Here is a 17,625-nt window from a genome sequence, read left to right on the forward strand (position 1 = left end):
GTGTTATGGGTTATTATGTAAAGTCAGTTATCGAAACTATAGAATCTAACTATGATAATTTTACACCAACAGAAAAAAGTATAGCGGATTTTTTTATCCATAATGATAAAAAAGGAGATTTTTCTGCCAAAAAATTATCCGATAAACTTTTCGTATCAGAAGCTTCCCTATCTAGATTTGCACAAAAATGTGGCTTTAGAGGTTATAGAGAATTTATCTACGAATATAGCCAAAGTTTTATAGAAAAACAAGATGAAATAACCGATAATGTCAGTAAAGTTCTGGAAACCTACCAAGAACTTTTAAATAAAACATATTCCCTAATAGATGAAAATCAGATAAAAAGAGTCATAGAATACTTAAATGTTGCTCAAAAAGTTTTTGTATGTGGCAAGGGTTCATCAGGACTTGCTGCAAATGAAATGGAAACTAGGTTTATGAGAATAGGAGTAAACATAGACTCAATAACAGATACAGATCAGATGAAAATGCGTGCAGTATTCCATAGTGAAAATAGCTTGGTAGTAGGACTTAGCATAAGTGGGGAAACCACAGAAGTTTTATATTTTTTAAAAGAAGCGCATAATAAGAATGCAAGAACTGTTTTAGTTACTTCACAGAATAAGGAGGACTTAAAGGAATATTGCGATGAAATTGTCCTAGTACCTTCCCTAAAACATTTAAACCATGGCAATGTAATCAGCCCACAATTCCCCTTATCCATAATGGTCGATTTATTGTATTCGTTTTTTGTGGATGAAGATAAAAATAAAAAAGAAAAAATGCATGATGATACTTTAAAAGCTTTGGGAAAAGGAGAAATAAAACATTAAAAAACCACCATTGAGGTGGTTTATTTTTAAAAAATATATTTTTGATAGGTGATTTTTTTTCTAAAATCATTGGGATTTATTTCATAAATTTTCTTAAAATTCCTATAAAAAGTTTTGGTTGTATTAAAACCTACTTTGTAGGCTATTACAGAAACCAAGTCATCAGTTTGCAACAAAAGTTTAGCTGAATTTATAACTCTAATATAGTTAATATAATCTTCAAAACTCTTATCCATATAAAATTTTAAAGATTTATTTAGTTGGATGGGACTGATTTCAAACTTTTTACAAATATCATCTATTTTAAAATCTATATAGTAATTATTAACTAAATAATCAACAATATCTTCCATTTTATCATAAGATATTACTTGGTCTGCTAAGTCTATAGTGTGGTAGGAGTTTTTGTAATCCTTAGAATTAAGTCCTGTTTTTGCTTTGAAAAACTTGGCAAGGTGGGAAGCATCCTTAAATCCAAGTATAACCGATAATTCTTCCAAATTTTTTTCGGAAAAGTTTAAATAACCCATTAGCTTTGTTAGCTTCATCAAAGAAGTGAGATTTGTAAAAGAAAGACCTGTTTCTTCTTTAATGTACTTGGAAATATTTGATTCGGAAATATAAAATATATTTGCTAGACTTTTTAAAGTAAGTTTTTCATCTAAATGTTCCCATATATAGTGAAATATTTCTATTTTGTGCTTATTTTTAATTTTTTTTTATCTTTACCACTAGATTTTTCAAAAATTACGGCAAGTTCCATTAGTTTTATATAGATCATTTGTTTGGCGTAGTCATTGCCATTTTTAAAGGAAACTAATTCGTGTTTTAAATTATCTATTATAGACTCTACAGACTTTCTCTCAGCATCATCTAAGCTAACATAGGCTGTATTTTCTATAGCATTTGTTATTTGGGTAGCAGAACCAAATACTTCGTTGGTGCGCTTTAGTAAGATATTTATAAGTTCTAAATTAAATACGACAACCTCAAGTTCGCAAGGCTCTTTTACTTCGATTATTTGTGTATAATACCAAGGAAGTATACCAACTAGCATACCTTCTTTTAGGGTATAGTTTGCTCCTTGAATATTAAATAAAGCTTCTCCTTTTTTAAAATACCAAAATCTAGAATTGGTATGCAGTAGTGGATCTGTGGATTTTGAGCAAATTTCATTGCCTATATCTATTAAAACTGATTGGTTAAAGTCAGATTGGAAATATGTTGATTCATCTTGAATATTGGTGGTTTCTTTAATATAAATCCCCCCTTTTAAATAAGGTCTATTATTATTATAACATAATTTTTTATTTTAAGGCAGAAAATCAAGCAAAAAAGCTCTAAATTTACAAGTTTTATATACAAATTCTGATTTATTATCTTACTAAAAAAAATAACTATATGAAAACATTTGCCATAACTTTACAATTTTTGCTAGTCTATATGTCCTTTATTCAAATATCTATATGATATAATTTTATCAAAACGATGGTTTGTAAGTATTTATTAGTAATATTACTAATAAAAAGGAGAAAATTATGATAGAAACATTATCACATTTCACAGAGTGGTTATGGGGATGGCCTTTATTAGTTTTACTAATTGGTGGTGGTCTATTAATTAGTATTAGAACAGGATTTTTCCAATTAAGACATTTCCATTATATTTTAAGTCAAACTGCTGGAAAGATATTTTCCAAAGACAACCAAGGAGATGGAACTGTTTCAGCTTTCCAAGCTATGACAACAGCCCTTGCTTCATCAATTGGTGCTGCAAATATAGTAGTTGCACCTACAATAATTTTTGTGGCAGGTCCTGGTTCTATATTTTGGATGTGGATTGCTGCAATAATTGGACAGGCTACAAAATTCTCAGAAGTTGCTCTTTCTATTAAATATAGAGAACTAAATGCTGATGGAGAATACGTAGGTGGATGTTCATACATGCTTAAAAATGGTTTGAAAGGTAATATAGGTAAGGTATTAGGTTCCCTTGCAGCATTTTTCTTTATGATGGAAATTTTACCATCAATCACTCTTCAAACATTATCAGCTGTAAATCCAATTCAAAGTGTATTTAGACCACTTAATGTAAACGAAGATATTGCTAAAAAAATCGCTATTATCGCTATATTTATTCTTGTATCTGTGGTTGTCTTTGGTGGTGTAAAACAAATTGGTAAAGTAACTGAAAAACTTGTTCCTATAATGGCAGCAATATACATTATATTCGGAATTATCATAGTAATTATACATATTGGTGATATTCCAACAGCTTTTGGTTATATATTCAAAGGTGCATTTAACCCTAAAGCTATCATGGGTGGTGTTGGAGGAGTTACAATTAGTAAAGTAATTTCTCAAGGTGTTGCCCGTGGTGTTTATTCTAATGAATCTGGTATGGGTTCTGCAGGTTATGGACACGCTGCAGCAACAACAGACCACCCAGCTAGACAAGGTCTATGGGGAGTATTTGAAGTATTTGCTGATACTATAGTAGTTTGTACAATTTCTGCCTTAATAGTAATCTTAACAGGAACATGGAAGCCAGGTATGAGTGAATCTGAAATGTCAGCAGTAAGATCAATTGCTGTAGAAAGATCATTCAATACATTATTTGGTCAATTAGGATCAGTAATTATCTCTATTTGCCTATTCTTATTTGTACTTTCAACAATCATAGTAATCGTATTTTACTGTGAAAAACAAGCTGAGTATTTATTTGGTACAAAAGTGGGTAAGATAATGAGGGTCGTTGCTTCTCTTATGATTCTTTTAGCTTTATTTGTTTCATTTGATAAAGCAGGAGTATTCCTTGACTTAACATTAGGTCTTGTAGTAATACCTAATATGATAGGACTGATAAAGATGAGCGGAGAAATAAAAGAAATTACTGATGAATTCTTTAAAGGTCCAGATTATTATCTATTAGATACTGGAAAAACTGATAAAGCGAAGACAGTTTCAAAAGTAAACATGAATACAAATACAACAAATGTAGATAAAAACAAAGAAAAGAATGTAGAAAGTGAAACAATGACTTTTGAATCTGATAAAGATTTAAAAGAAAAGAATGATTAATAAATAAAAATATTTACAAATCATCGAAAACTGTAGGAGGCAATATGAAATCAATAGTAGTAGCACTAGGTGGAAATGCCCTAGGAAATAGCCCAAAAGAACAACTTGAAGCTGTAAAAGGTTCATCAAAATCTATTGCAGATATTATAGAAACATATGATAAAGTTGCTGTAGTTCATGGAAATGGACCACAAGTAGGAGTAATTAATCTTGCTCTATCACTTGCAGCAAAAGAAGACTCAACTATACCAGAATTTCCACTAGTGGAATGTGTAGCAATGAGCCAAGGCTATATAGGATATCATTTACAACAAGCTATCGAAAATGAATTAGCATCTCGTAATATAGATAAAAAAGTAGCAACAGTAGTAACACAAGTTGAAGTAGACTCACAAGATCCAGCATTTGAAAATCCAACAAAACCAATCGGTAACTTCTATACACAAGAAGAAGCAGACAAAATTGCTAAAAAAGATGGATATACCTTTAAAGAAGATGCAGGACGTGGATTTAGAAGAGTAGTTGCAAGTCCAAAACCACAAAGAATTGTAGAACTAGACACAGTTACAAATCATTTAGACAATGACGGTGTAGTAGTTACTGGTGGTGGTGGCGGAATCCCAGTTCTAAATGAAAATGGAGAACTAAAAGGGGTAGATGCAGTAATCGATAAAGACTTTGTAGCAAGCAGAATCTCATCAGACATCGGTGCAGATACATTATTAATACTAACAGCCGTAGATTCAGTATATATCAACTTTGGTAAAGAAAACCAAGAAGAACTACGTGAAATTACAGTAAGCGAAGCTAAAAAACACATCGAAGACAAGCAATTTCACGCTGGATCAATGCTACCAAAAGTAGAAGCATGCATCAAATTTATCGAAGAAAATCCAGAAGGAACAGCTATAATTACATCTCTAGAAAAAGCAGCATATGCTTTAAGCGGAGAAGTAGGAACAAAGATCATAAACGGCTAAGCCACCCTTGATTAAAAGACAAATACATGGGTAACAAAATAAAGGCAACACGATAACATGCTTATAAAATGCTATAAAATGCATTTTGTAATATATATTAGAAGTATTTAGAAAAAATAAAGGAGATTACAATGGGAGTTAACTTAAGAGGACGTAATTTAATGGCAATCAAAGACTTCACAGAAGATGAAGTACTTTATTTAATCAATCTTTCAGAACAATTCAAAAGATTAAAATTAGCAGGAACACCACACAAATACCTAGAAGGTAAAAATATCGCACTATTATTCGAAAAAACATCAACAAGAACAAGATGTTCATTCGAAGTAGCTGGATATGACCTAGGAATGGGAGTAACATACTTAGATCCAGGTTCAAGCCAAATGGGTAAAAAAGAATCAATCGCAGATACAGCAAAAGTATTAGGTAGATTCTACGATGGTATTGAATACAGAGGATTTGACCAAGACTTAGTAGAAGAACTTGGAGCAAACGCTGGAGTACCAGTATGGAATGGTCTTACAGATAAATGGCACCCAACACAAATGATCGCTGATATGCTTACAATCAAAGAAAACTTTGGTAAATTAAGAGGAATCAACTTTGTATACATGGGCGACTGCAGAAACAACATGGGTAACTCATTAGCAGTAACATGTGCCAAACTAGGTGTAAACTTCGTAGGATGCGGTCCAAAAGAATTATGGCCAGAAGAAGACGTACAAGAACTAGCAAAAGAATTTGCACAAGTACACGGATCAAAAGTAGAATTTACAGAAGATGTAAAAGAAGCTACAACAGATGCTGATGTAATCTACACAGATATCTGGGTATCAATGGGAGAACCAGAAGACGTTTGGGAGAAAAGAATTGAACAACTTCACCCATACCAAGTAAACAAAGAAGTAATGGCAAACGCAAAAGATACAGCAATCTTCATGCACTGCTTACCATCATTCCACGACTTAAATACAACAATGGGTAAAGAAGTATACGACAAATTCGGCGACAAATATGACCTAAACGGCCAAGAAGTAAGCGAAGAAGTATTCTTATCACATCAATCAAAAGTATTTGATGAAGCAGAAAACAGAATGCATACAATCAAAGCAATCATGTATGCTACACTTAAATAATTAATTAAGATAAAATATTTAAAAGATTCTCCAAGTATTATAAGCTTGGAGGTCTTTTTTTGTGTAAAAGTAAATGTTTATAAAAATTTACATGTGTTTTACATATAATTTACTTCATTGTAATAAAATTATTAAAAAAGTGTAAAGGGGATTTTATGAACAAACTATTAGCAGCGATTTTAGCTACAAGTTTAATATTTGGAGCAAATGAAAGCTTTGCCAGTGAAGAAATAGAAAAAGAAAATACAAATGAGATTCAACAAATAGCAGAAAATTTAGAAGAATCAGCTACCGATTTAGAAAATGCAAGGCTGCTTGCAGGTAATGAATCAAATACAAATCAATACGATACTAATATTGTTATTAATGAAATAATGACAAAGGATCCTAATAAAGGTCCTGATTATGTAGAACTTTTTAATAAAGGAAACGAAGTAGTAGATTTAACAGGCTGGTATATATTTGATGATGAGGATAGGTCAGATAAAGTAATAAAACTAGATGAAGTCGTACTAAATCCAGGAGAAGTATTTGTATTAGAAGAAAATAATCATTTTGCTTTTGGACTTGGAAAAGATGATCAAGTTAGGTTATTTAATGCAAATGGGGACTTAATAGATAGTTATGTATGGAGTGGCAGTCATCCAAAAGAAGTTTTCGCTAGAAATCCTTTAACAAGGCAAATGGAAGAGGCGAAAGCTTCTAAAGGAAAGATAAATCCAGTATCTAAAAAAGAAGAATCTCCAAAGGAAGAAAATAGTGAATCTAGCCAGTCACCATACAAAGATAATGTAGTAATAAACGAAGTAGAATCAAAAGATCCTAGTGGTGGAAATGATTATGCAGAAATTTATAACAATACTGATAAAGCTATAGATATTTCTGGATGGTATATCCTAGATAATGACCCAAAACACAAAAAAGATCCAGCATATCTTGTAAAAGAAGGAACAAGCGTTCCAGCCAAAGGATTTTTTGTTTTCGAAGAAAATGTAGACTTTAACTTTGGCTTAGGTGGTGACGATGAAGTTAATCTTTACGATAAAGATGACAAATTAGTAGACAAATTTGCTTGGAAAAGCCATGCAAATGGTACTTACGCTAGGATACCAGATGGCAGAGGAGATTTTGTAGATGGCAAAGCAACAAAAGGCAAATCTAATGCTATACAAGAACAAGCTGAAAAAGAAATAAATGTAGAAACAATAAATTGGCCAGGCATTGATGAGGTAAAAGTATTAGATGAAACATCAATCTTTGATTTAAAAGATCTATCAGGGCTAGATAGTCATGATGGTTGGACATATGGAGTAAATAACAAAGAGGGCAGATTTGTAATCTTTAAAGTAGTAAATGATCAAGTAATATTTGCCCCAGGATTTGATAATAAAGGAAAAGCTGTCAAATTTATAAAAGATGCCAACAATCCAAAAGCGATAGGACCAGACTCAGAAGGTATAACAGTAGATAGTAAAGGAAGAGTATATCTAGCGATAGAACGTGATAATGGAGAAAAAAATATAAACAAAAACATGATTCTCCAAGTAGCGGATCCATTTAAAGATAAAAAAGAAATGTTAGCGGATAAAGAATGGAACATTACAAATTTACTTCCAGATGTAGGTGCAAATCTAGGAATAGAAACCATAGAATGGGTAAGTTTTGATAATATAAACGGTTTACTATACGATCAAAAAAATAACAAAGCTTTAGACAAAAATGATTATCCAAATGCATACGCAAACGGAATATTTTTTGTAGGACTAGAAGCAAATGGTCATGTATACGCCCTAGTACTTGAAGAAGATGGCAAAGCAGAAGTCATTTCAGAAATAGAAACAGGACTAGGTGGAGTAATGAGCATGGACTTTGATCTAGCAAACAACGTACTTTGGGCAAATGCAGACAATGATTACAACAATATTCATAATATAATTCAATTTAATGGAAGCAAAATACCAAAAATTGTACATGTAACTGCACCAAAAGATATGAATATAGACCTAAACAACGAAGGATTTATGATAGATCCAGAAGTATCAGAAGATGGTCTAAGAGCAACATATTGGTTTATGGACGGAAAAAATAGCAAAGCTTTTAGAAAAAGTGCAATTAAAGCTGATTACTTGAAAGAGTTAGGACTTACAAAATTGTCCGGAAAAGAAAGTCCAATAAATAAAGAAAGTAAAAAACCGGCTACAGAAGATGAACAAATACTAATACCACCATTTACAACGATTACAGATAAAGAAGAAATAGAAAATCATCATAGCAAAGAATTTCCGAAAATAAGTTCATCAAGAAAAGAACCATATGCAGAGAAAATCACAGAAGAAATAATCTACGTATCAAAAGGCTACAACACAATAAAAGAAGGTTACTATTATAAAAAAGACCTGGTAGCAAAATCTAATAAGCTAAAAAAATCAGTAGAAAAAAATCGCATAACAGCGAAAGCAATAGAAATTCTAAAAGGCTTAACACCAAATATAGCAGCAAAAAACAAAGAGAAAATAGCAAAACTTCTAGAAATATCTCTAAAATTACAAGAAAAAGGACAAAAAACCTTACAAGAAATAGATCTAATCCTAGCAGGAAAATAAGCTAAACTCATAAAGTTTGGATTGACATCAGATATAGATTTATATCTATATCTGGTGTTTTGTTTATAATTTTTCTATAATAAATTTCTTGTTTTAATCTTCTAAAAAATTTTCCAATAAAGATGTAATATAAATATTTAATAAAGAGTTTTATCCATCAAATGGCTACATTAAAATAATTATTAAATCTTATTGAGACTTTTAGAATATATATCCTATGACTTTTTAACTCGTTAAAGTATATTATTACTTATAAATAAGTAGGTAAGAAAAACTTTAAGGAAGAATTATGAATAAAAAAGTTAGAATGTCAAAAGTCTTAATCTATGCTGGAGCTTTTATGGCTATTTTGATAGGTTCAGGATTTGCAACCGGCCAAGAACTCATGCAATTTTTTGCTTCATATGGCTTAAAAGGGCTAATAGGTGTATTAATATGTTTTGTTTTATTCACCTTTGTTGGGGTGGAGTTTGTAACATATGGTCATAGTAGGAGTCTTAAGAATCCAAATGACGTGTATAAAGCTATAGCAGGTAGCAAGATTGGTAGCTTCTATGATTATTTTTCTGTATTTTTTCTATTTTTATCATATACAGTAATGATAGCAGGAGCTCAAGCCACTGTTGTACAACAGTATAACGCACCAAAATATATTGGCGGGATCTTGCTTGGTGTATTGGCTATAATCACAGTAGCCTTTGGTTTAAATAATATAGTTGATGTTATCGGTAGAATAGGACCAGTCATTGTAGTTTTATCTATTCTTATAGGAGGCATATCAATTTTTAAAAATGCCTCAAATTTAAGTCAGTCTTTAGAAATTTTAAATACTTTAAATACAAATCATCAAATCACCCATGCTTCAGACCTAGGATTTCTTATGGCATCACTCACATACGTTGGTTTCAATATGATATGGTTAGGTGCATTTTCTGCCACAGTAGGTAAGGAAGCAGAGAATTTCAAAGAAGCTAAAAAAGGGCAAATAGCAGGAGCAATTGGTTTTTCTGTTGCAGTTTTAATTATGGCATTTGCTATAATCTTATCAATAGGAAAACTATATGATTCCCAAATCCCGGCATTAATTCTAGCAGTGGATATTAGTCCAAAACTCGGAATAATATTTTCCATTACAATTATTTTAGGAATTTATACATCAGCAGTTCCATTATTATGGACTCCAGTTGCTAGATTCTTTAAAGAAGGAACAAAAGATTTTAAAATAGTCACAGTTCTAATAGGTGCAGCAGGTATAGTAGTAGGACTACTATTTGACTTTAATGTTTTGGTTAAATACGTCTATGTGATTAATGGATACTTGGGAATAGTGCTTTTGGGAATTATGCTTTATAAGTTTTTTAAGAGAAAGTATAAAATAGTTAGAAATATATGACTACTTTTTTTAGTCAAATTGTGAAACAATGATAGGAAAGATTTAACAACAATAATAATTTATTTGAAAACCATACACCTATCTCGATTGTGTGAAATGAGTGGATAGATCTCATAAATTAACTAAATATGAAGAAAAAGCTAAAAAACATATGAAAAAGTGCCTAAGTTGCCCTATAGTTGCTAGCTTTTTTGAAAAATTTCCTTACAATAGAAAAAAGGAGATTTTATGATTGGAGAAAAAATTAAAAACAAAAGAAAAGAATTGAACTTTACCCAGGAATATTTAGCAAAAGAATTAAATATTTCAAGACAAGCTGTATCAAAGTGGGAAAAAGGACTTAGCGAGCCATCTATGGATAATTTGGTTAAACTATCTGAAATATTTGGAGTTGATATAGACTACTTTAAAAAAGACAATGAGATAGAAGAGGATAAGTCCCTTGGTTCAAGAATATTTTGGGATATTTTGTACGCTGCTATAGGAATAGTTTTCTATTTAATATATTACTTTGGTATAGTAGAGGGAGCCTTAAACAAAGATCCAAAACAAATGCCTTTTTTAACACTTACAGTTTTTCTAGCTATATCAGTAATAGCTTTTCCACAAGCAGTGAAAAATATGGGGAATAAATTAGAAGATACAGATTATTTCACATTTTCAAAATTAATATTGCCTATAGTTTTTATAATCTCACCTTTTATAGTTTTTTATTATATTTTTAAGAAAGAAAGATAAAAAATCGACTAGGAAAGTATACTATTTAAAAGTAAATTTACCTAGTCGATTTTATGTTATATAAGTATAGATTATCAAATTTATCCATTAAACCTTTAAATAGGCTAAATTTTATAGAAAAATTGTACGGGGTTTAATAATCAAAGTTCTATATGTAGAACCTATGAATTATATTTACATAGTATTAATTAATATGTCATAAGAAAATCTTTTGTTTTAAAAGTTTTTTGATATATAATTAAGTTGTATGCTCAGAATTAATTATAAGCATTACTAAAGGATATAAAATGTTAAAAGATATATATAATGAAAATGAAAATAAAAAAGTTAATTCACGAGAAATAGATAAACTTAAAGAAAATTTTCCTCAATATTTTAATAAGGATGGGGATTTTAAAATAGATGAATTTAAAAAAATGTTAGAAGATGATGAAGTTAATTTTGATAAAGAAGGATATAGACTAGACTTTCTTGGCAAGTCTTATGCAAGATTTGAGAGTGCCTTAGAAACGGAAACGGTTATTACACCTGATACCAAACATAATAACGAAGAAATAAATAAAGATAGTGAAAATATGTATATTGTGGGTGATAATATTGATGCATTAAAACACTTGCTAAAATCCTATTCTGGAAAAGTCAAGTGTATATACATAGATCCTCCTTATAATACAGGATCAGATGGATTTGTTTATCCGGATAATTTCAAATTTGATAAAGATACTTTGTCAAACAAAATGGGTGTAAGTGAGGAGGAGGCAGATAGAATTCTTTCGCTGCAAGGAAAATCTACTCATTCTGCTTGGCTTACATTTATGTATCCTAGACTTCTTTTAGCCAGAGATTTACTTTCTGATGATGGAGTTATTTTTATATCCATTGACGATAATGAACAGGCTAATTTAAGATTGATTTGTGATGAAATATTTGGAGAAGAAAATATAGTAGAGAATTTAGTTTGGAAAAGGAGAGCAACACCACCAAACGATAGGATAATAGGAAAAAATCATGAATATATTGCATTATACAGCAAAAATAATGCATCTATACAATTAAACTTACAAAGAAGAACTAAAAAAATGAATTCTCAATATAGTAATCCAGACAATGATCCCAGAGGTCCGCGGAGTTATTCTGATTTGTCTGGTAATGGTAAAGGTGGAAGGTTAGTACCTAGCTGTATTTATCCTATAGTAAATCCAAATACTGGAGAGAAACATTTTCCTCCTAAAAATAAGTGCTGGTTATATAATGAGCAAACAATGAAAACTTTACAAAGAGATAATCGAATAGTATTCCGAGGTCATAATGGAAAACCTTATAAAAAGAAATTTTTGAGTGAAGTAAGAAATGGAGCTACCCTGCCTACTCTTATTGAAGATAGTTATTTTAATTATGATTTAGATTTATCAGGTGCTCCTACTTCTCAAGACTCATCAAAAGAAATAAAAGATTTATTTGAGATTGATATTTTTGAATTTCCAAAACCTACAAAACTTATAAAGAAATTTATGTTATCTGGTCTTAACAAAGATGATTATGCACTTGATTTTTTCTCGGGTTCCGCTACAACGGCAGATTCAATAATGCAATTAAATGCAGAAGATGGTGGGAATAGAAAGTATATTCTTGTTCAAATTTCAGAAAAAATTGAAAAAAATAAATCGCCTTATAAAGCTGGATATAGAACGATTGACGAGATAGGTCGAGAAAGAATCAAGCGTGCTGCTTCTAAAATAAAAGAAGAAACAGGTGCAGATATTGATTATGGATTTAAATTATATAGATTAAATGAACCCACAGTTCAGACCGTTGATAAACTTATTGACTTTGATCCAAATGATATAAACTTTAATGAAAATGATTATGTTTCAAATTTTGATTTTAACGGTGAAAAGGGAAAGGATACTATTCTAACTACTTGGTTAAATGAAGATGGATATGGGTTATTGGCGAAAGTTGAATCTTTAAAAATTGGGAATTATGAAGCAGATAAATATAAAAATAGTCTATACCTCATAGAACCAGGGATAAAGAGCGATGATATTATGGAACTTATAAAATTACTTGAAAAAAATCAACTTGATATAAATAGGGTAGTAGCCTATGGATACTCATTAAATTTTAATACAGCAAATGAGTTAAGAAATAATTTGAAAAATCTAAAGAATAATCAATCTGTAAGCTTAATAGAGAGATACTAAATGAGTATAAGGTTAGAAATATTGCCGCATCAAGGAGATGCACTAGATACAATAAAATCTGTATTATACGATACAAAAATATCTTATAACACAAATTTATATGAAAACCCTACTATAAATACAAAAGATCCTCAGATAGAAAAAAATATAAAAAATATATGGAATCAATCATATGAGCTTACAGGACTTCCTAAAATCCCTCAAATTATGAGAAAAACATACAAAGATGATAATCCACTAGGAATAGACATAAAGATGGAAACAGGTACTGGTAAAACTTACGTTTATACCAGATTAATGTACGAGTTGCATAATCTCGGATTTTTTAAATTTATTATTTTGGTACCATCTACCCCTATTAAAGAAGGAACTCGTAATTTTATAGAGTCTGATTATTCTAAATCACATTTCAAGGATTTATTTCCAGACTTAAATTTGGATTTAAATGTTCTAGATCCTCAAAAAAATAAAAAAGGTCGAAAAATGGTCCCTACAGCAATTTCTAATTTTGCTAGAGGAAGTAGACTTGAAAATAATAAAATTAATACTCTTCTTACAACAAGTTCTATGCTAATGAGTAAGGCAACTATGGCTAAGGATGACTACGACCAGACACTTTTAGGTGAATTTACTCAGCCTTACGAAGCTCTAAGAAATACAAAGCCTATTGTAATAATAGATGAACCACACAGATTTAAGAGAGAAAATGTAGCTTATAAAACAATTATAGAAGAACTAGACCCACAGATAATTTTTAGATTTGGAGCAACTTTTCCAGATTTACCTAAAAATCAAGGCAAAGATTATAATAACTTAGTTTATAACTTAGGGGCTGCTAGAGCATTTAATGAAGGCCTTGTAAAAGGCGTAGCACATCAAACAATTGAGAATATAAATGAAGATGATGGTAAGATTAAGTTTACATCTTGGGAAGGTAGAGGTAGTAAAAAAATTCTTACCTTTAGGGATGAAAAGACAAGTAAAGCTCAAAAATTAAAAATCAATGATGATTTAGGAATTATAAGTCCTAGTTTTTCAGGTATAACTATAGATAAAATTGGTAAAACTGATGATGAAAATATCTCCTCAGGAGTTACTTTATCCAACGGTATGATATTAACTCCTAAAGATATTATATACTCATCCGTTTACTCAGAAACATACCAAGATATGATGATACAACAGGCCATAAAAAATCATTTTATAATTGAGTGGCAGAATTTTAATAGAAACGAAAAAATTAAAACTTTATCTTTATTTTTTATAGATAGTATTTATTCTTTTAGAGCTGAAGATAGCAAACCAGGTTCATTAAGATTAAAATTTGAAAAATACCTTTTAATTGATCTTGATAAAATAATAGATAAATTAGTAAATAAGAAAACTAAAACAAAAAGAGAAGAAGAATATTTATCATATTTATATGCTACAAAAAATAATATTGAGTATGCATCTGGTGGTTATTTTGCAGAAGATAATTCTACAAAAGATGAAGATATAAAAGAAGAAGTAGAAGAAATTCTTAGAGATAAGCAGAAATTACTATCTTTTAAAAATGATGATGGAAGTTGGAATATAAGAAGATTTATTTTCTCAAAATGGACTTTAAAAGAAGGATGGGATAATCCAAATGTATTTCAAATTGTGAAATTACGCTCTTCAGGAAGTGAGACAAGTAAGCTACAAGAAGTTGGTAGAGGGTTAAGATTGCCAGTCGACGAATATGGTAACAGAATAAGTGATGAGCAGTTTTACCTGACTTATTTGATAGATTTCTCCGAAGTTGATTTTGCAAAGAATTTAGTCAATGAAATCAACGACGCTGAAGGTAGTAATTTAAATGTTAGAGAGTTAATATTAGACGTGGCTGAAAAGAGAAATATTAATCCTGACGAATTAGCGATGAAGTTGATGAAAGACGGCTATATTGATACTGATAAAAATATTTATTTAGAAAATATAGATAAATTTTACTCGGAATATCCAGAGTTTAACCAAGGTATTAAACCAGGCATTATTATAGATAGTACCTCTAAAAAAGAAGTAGTAAACATCAGAAAAGATAGATTCCAAATGATTAAATTATTATGGGAAACTATAAATCATAAATATTATTTAAAGTTAGAAGATACACCAGACGAGGAGCTTATAAAAGTTATAGAAGATATATTTTCTAATGATGAAGATAGTATTTTTGAAACTAATAGGGTGAATGTTTGGGAATCAAGGACTAGGAATAATCCAGTAGGAGAAGTGGTTTTAGATAAAGGAATCACTGATTCCTATGAGATCTATGAGAGCATACCATACAATGAGTTTTTAAAAAGAATTAATAAAAACACAGGTTTACCACTGCCTATTATCCATCAAGGCATAGTAAATTTTTCTAGAAAAGATACACTACCAAAAAATTTTTTGAATAACAAAGTTGCTGATAATTTTATAAATAAATTTAAGGATTGGTATATCCACGCATATAACAGTCATTATTCATATGAGAGATTAAATATAGATAGGAAAGAAACAGCCCTTACAGATGTAAATGGTCAGGTAAAAGACTATATAATTCAAGGAAATCTAGGTATATACAAAGATGAGAGTTTAAAAACACCAGAATCTTTTTTATATGATACAGTAATATTTGATAGTCCAAAAGAAAAACAAACTATTGTAAGTTCTGGAGATAGCAATTTATCTGATGCAGTTATAGCTTTTGGAAAAATACCTCGCCAGAGTATACAAGTCCCTCTATACTTTGGAGGAACAACTAGCCCAGATTTCATGTATTTGTTAAAAGATGGTGACGATTATAGACTAGGTCTCATAATTGAGACAAAAGATGTAGATAAGGATGAGGATTTAAGGGGCGTTGAAAAACATAAAATTTCGGCAGCCAAAAAGTTCTTTGAAACTATGAAAGCTGATGGTATAAATGTAGATTTTAAAAAACAGTTTAAGCGCGATCAAGTATATACTATGATAGAGGGACTATTTAAGGACAATATATAAATTGTTGAGACCTAGATTAGGTTATGAATTTAATAAATAATTATAATATACTTTAAAGAAAGGATTTTCTTTGGCAAGAGGAATAATTTATGTAATGACAACAGTAGTTCCAGGTCTAATAAAGATTGGTAAGACTGATGTTAATAACTTTAACAATAGAATGTATGGACTAGAACGCCATGGTTATGCTAATGTAACAGGTCTTAGTCGTGAGTTTGCTATTGAGCTTGATGATTATGATGAAAAAGAGAAGCTCTTGCATGAGATATTTTATAAGAGTCGTGTTCCAAATACTGAGCTCTTTGCTTTGGATGTAGATTTAGTAACTCATTTATTATCATCCTTTGAAGGTAGACAAGTTTATCCTGAGCTAGAGACAAAGGAAGAAGTATACAATAAATCTAAAAACGAATTTAAATCAAAGCAAGATGTAAATCTAATACCTGATGGTACTTATACTCTTAATAGAAGTATTAGGGGTTATGGTAAAGTATATGCTGAAATGGTAGTTGAGAATGGGATTCTTACTTTAAAGTCAGGTGCGAAATGTGCACCTTTAGTAAGAGAAAATCCTCCTAAAGATGTACTAAGGGCCAATGTTATTAATAATGTTTTACAAGAAGACTATGTATTTACATCTCCATCTACAGCAGCATACCTAGTTGTGGGAAAGAATACTAACGGATGGACTGATTGGAAGAATAAAACTGGAGAAGTTATAGATATTTATAGAAATAAAAGGTGAGAATTAAGTTTCTCACTTTTTTCTATTTATTACTCACTTCATTTGACACCACCAAATCCACCGGTATCATAACATATAGAAATATTTCTATATGAGGTGGATTATGAGTGTTGATTATGAAAATATAGCTAAGAAGCTTAAGGTAATATCTGATCCTAAGAGGCTTAAGATTATAGATATGTTATCTTGTGATGAGCTTTGTGCTTGTGAGATACTTGAAAAATTTGATATAAGCCAACCTACATTATCTCATGATATGAGAAAGCTAGAAGAGGTTGGACTTGTTTCTAGCAGAAGAGAGGGTAAGAATACTTACTACTCTTTAAATAAGGATCGTTTAGATGAGATTGAGGATGGTTTAAAGCTCATATTTCATATCCAAGATGACTGTATTTGCAAGGTGTAAAATCCTAGGCAAATATTTTTTCTAAAACATATAGAAATATTTGAATGTGTCTATATGTATTTTGTTACATAGATTATAATTTTAAATTAAGGAGGATTTTATGAAAAAGATGTATATATATGAAGATGCTATGTGCTGCTCAACAGGTGTATGTGGACCAAGTCCAGATGAAGAGTTGATGAGAGTATCTACTTTGATAGATAAGCTTACAAAAAGTGGAGCTAGCATTGATAGATATAATCTAACTAACAATACTAAAAATTTTGTAGAAAACAAAACTATTAACAATCTTTTAGGGGAAAAAGGTAGAGATATCCTACCAGTTGTAATGATTGATGATGAAATTGTTATGACAGGTAAGTATCCTAGCAATGAAGAATTTTATGAAATGTTATTTATAGCTGATGAAGCCAAGGAAGAAACAAATAGTGATGGTGGATCTTGCTGTTCTCGCGGTGGATGCTGCTAATAGCAATAAAAGAAAAGGGAGTGATTCTA

14 protein-coding genes are annotated in these 17,625 nt (G+C 30.5%); 12 read left to right on the forward strand and 2 right to left on the reverse strand.

Annotated elements, in window-relative coordinates; all coding sequences use genetic code 11:
• Positions 1–5: 5 nt before the first annotated feature.
• The gene (locus DY249_RS08080) at positions 6–833 is read left to right on the forward strand and encodes a MurR/RpiR family transcriptional regulator (protein ID WP_115595808.1); all 828 of its coding nucleotides are present in this window, start codon (positions 6–8) and stop codon (positions 831–833) included.
• A 26-nt stretch (positions 834–859) separates the two neighbouring features.
• Here DY249_RS08080 and DY249_RS08085 read toward each other — a convergent pair whose 3' ends face one another.
• Together DY249_RS08085 and DY249_RS08090 are read right to left on the reverse strand one after the other, a co-directional pair.
• Entirely contained in the window at positions 860–1,546 is a 687-nt protein-coding gene (locus DY249_RS08085; RefSeq protein WP_342767210.1) for a helix-turn-helix transcriptional regulator, read from the reverse strand.
• A complete protein-coding gene (locus DY249_RS08090) occupies positions 1,525–1,890 on the reverse strand; it encodes a hypothetical protein (protein WP_115595810.1) in 366 nt (121 codons plus the stop codon). Before DY249_RS08090 ends, DY249_RS08085 begins: the two co-directional genes overlap by 22 nt.
• A 481-nt stretch (positions 1,891–2,371) precedes the next feature.
• Between DY249_RS08090 and DY249_RS08095 the strand changes: the two genes are divergently transcribed.
• The 11 genes from DY249_RS08095 to arsD all read left to right on the forward strand — a co-directional run bounded on the left by DY249_RS08095 (position 2,372) and on the right by arsD (position 17,596).
• Positions 2,372–3,913 carry an alanine/glycine:cation symporter family protein gene (locus tag DY249_RS08095; RefSeq protein WP_115595811.1) on the forward strand — a complete coding sequence of 514 codons (1,542 nt, stop codon included), beginning with the start codon at positions 2,372–2,374 and terminating at the stop codon, positions 3,911–3,913.
• Between the two features lie 44 nt (positions 3,914–3,957).
• Complete coding sequence (gene arcC, locus DY249_RS08100; protein ID WP_115595812.1) at positions 3,958–4,893, forward strand: carbamate kinase; 936 nt, start codon at positions 3,958–3,960, stop codon at positions 4,891–4,893.
• Positions 4,894–5,024: 131 nt separating this feature from the next.
• Positions 5,025–6,029, forward strand: coding sequence for an ornithine carbamoyltransferase (gene argF, locus DY249_RS08105; protein ID WP_115595813.1), 1,005 nt, complete (start codon positions 5,025–5,027; stop codon positions 6,027–6,029).
• A 155-nt stretch (positions 6,030–6,184) separates the two neighbouring features.
• The gene (locus tag DY249_RS08110; RefSeq protein ID WP_115595814.1) at positions 6,185–8,632 is read left to right on the forward strand and encodes a lamin tail domain-containing protein; all 2,448 of its coding nucleotides are present in this window, start codon (positions 6,185–6,187) and stop codon (positions 8,630–8,632) included.
• 289 nt (positions 8,633–8,921) lie between these two features.
• Positions 8,922–10,025, forward strand: a complete 1,104-nt coding sequence (locus DY249_RS08115) for a YkvI family membrane protein (RefSeq protein ID WP_115595815.1) — start codon at positions 8,922–8,924, stop codon at positions 10,023–10,025.
• 228 nt (positions 10,026–10,253) lie between these two features.
• On the forward strand, positions 10,254–10,763 hold the full coding sequence (locus DY249_RS08120; RefSeq protein ID WP_115595816.1) for a helix-turn-helix domain-containing protein: 510 nt from the start codon (positions 10,254–10,256) through the stop codon (positions 10,761–10,763).
• A 287-nt stretch (positions 10,764–11,050) separates the two neighbouring features.
• Positions 11,051–12,967 (forward strand): site-specific DNA-methyltransferase, encoded by a 1,917-nt coding sequence (locus tag DY249_RS08125; RefSeq protein WP_115595817.1) that lies wholly within the window; start codon positions 11,051–11,053, stop codon positions 12,965–12,967.
• The gene (locus DY249_RS08130) at positions 12,968–15,976 is read left to right on the forward strand and encodes a type III restriction-modification system endonuclease (protein ID WP_115595818.1); all 3,009 of its coding nucleotides are present in this window, start codon (positions 12,968–12,970) and stop codon (positions 15,974–15,976) included.
• A 70-nt stretch (positions 15,977–16,046) separates the two neighbouring features.
• Positions 16,047–16,721 (forward strand): DUF4357 domain-containing protein, encoded by a 675-nt coding sequence (locus DY249_RS08135; protein WP_115595819.1) that lies wholly within the window; start codon positions 16,047–16,049, stop codon positions 16,719–16,721.
• Between the two features lie 103 nt (positions 16,722–16,824).
• Complete coding sequence (locus tag DY249_RS08140; protein WP_115595820.1) at positions 16,825–17,127, forward strand: ArsR/SmtB family transcription factor; 303 nt, start codon at positions 16,825–16,827, stop codon at positions 17,125–17,127.
• 100 nt (positions 17,128–17,227) lie between these two features.
• Positions 17,228–17,596 carry an arsenite efflux transporter metallochaperone ArsD gene (gene arsD / locus DY249_RS08145; protein ID WP_115595821.1) on the forward strand — a complete coding sequence of 123 codons (369 nt, stop codon included), beginning with the start codon at positions 17,228–17,230 and terminating at the stop codon, positions 17,594–17,596.
• The last annotated feature ends 29 nt before the right edge of the window (positions 17,597–17,625 follow it).

The sequence above is a fragment of the Anaerococcus octavius genome (genome assembly GCF_900445265.1).
GTDB lineage: Bacteria > Bacillota > Clostridia > Tissierellales > Peptoniphilaceae > Anaerococcus > Anaerococcus octavius.

Bases quoted from the DNA above. Each gene is read 5' to 3' on its own strand.
- argF (WP_115595813.1), top strand. From the start codon at position 5,025: ATGGGAGTTAACTTAAGAGGACGTAATTTAATGGCAATCAAAGACTTC.
- DY249_RS08090 (WP_115595810.1), bottom strand. From the start codon at position 1,890: ATGCTAGTTGGTATACTTCCTTGGTATTATACACAAATAATCGAAGTA.
- DY249_RS08095 (WP_115595811.1), top strand. From the start codon at position 2,372: ATGATAGAAACATTATCACATTTCACAGAGTGGTTATGGGGATGGCCT.
- DY249_RS08080 (WP_115595808.1), top strand. From the start codon at position 6: ATGGGTTATTATGTAAAGTCAGTTATCGAAACTATAGAATCTAACTAT.
- DY249_RS08140 (WP_115595820.1), top strand. From the start codon at position 16,825: ATGAGTGTTGATTATGAAAATATAGCTAAGAAGCTTAAGGTAATATCT.
- DY249_RS08130 (WP_115595818.1), top strand. From the start codon at position 12,968: ATGAGTATAAGGTTAGAAATATTGCCGCATCAAGGAGATGCACTAGAT.
- DY249_RS08120 (WP_115595816.1), top strand. From the start codon at position 10,254: ATGATTGGAGAAAAAATTAAAAACAAAAGAAAAGAATTGAACTTTACC.
- arcC (WP_115595812.1), top strand. From the start codon at position 3,958: ATGAAATCAATAGTAGTAGCACTAGGTGGAAATGCCCTAGGAAATAGC.
- DY249_RS08115 (WP_115595815.1), top strand. From the start codon at position 8,922: ATGAATAAAAAAGTTAGAATGTCAAAAGTCTTAATCTATGCTGGAGCT.
- DY249_RS08110 (WP_115595814.1), top strand. From the start codon at position 6,185: ATGAACAAACTATTAGCAGCGATTTTAGCTACAAGTTTAATATTTGGA.
- arsD (WP_115595821.1), top strand. From the start codon at position 17,228: ATGAAAAAGATGTATATATATGAAGATGCTATGTGCTGCTCAACAGGT.
- DY249_RS08125 (WP_115595817.1), top strand. From the start codon at position 11,051: ATGTTAAAAGATATATATAATGAAAATGAAAATAAAAAAGTTAATTCA.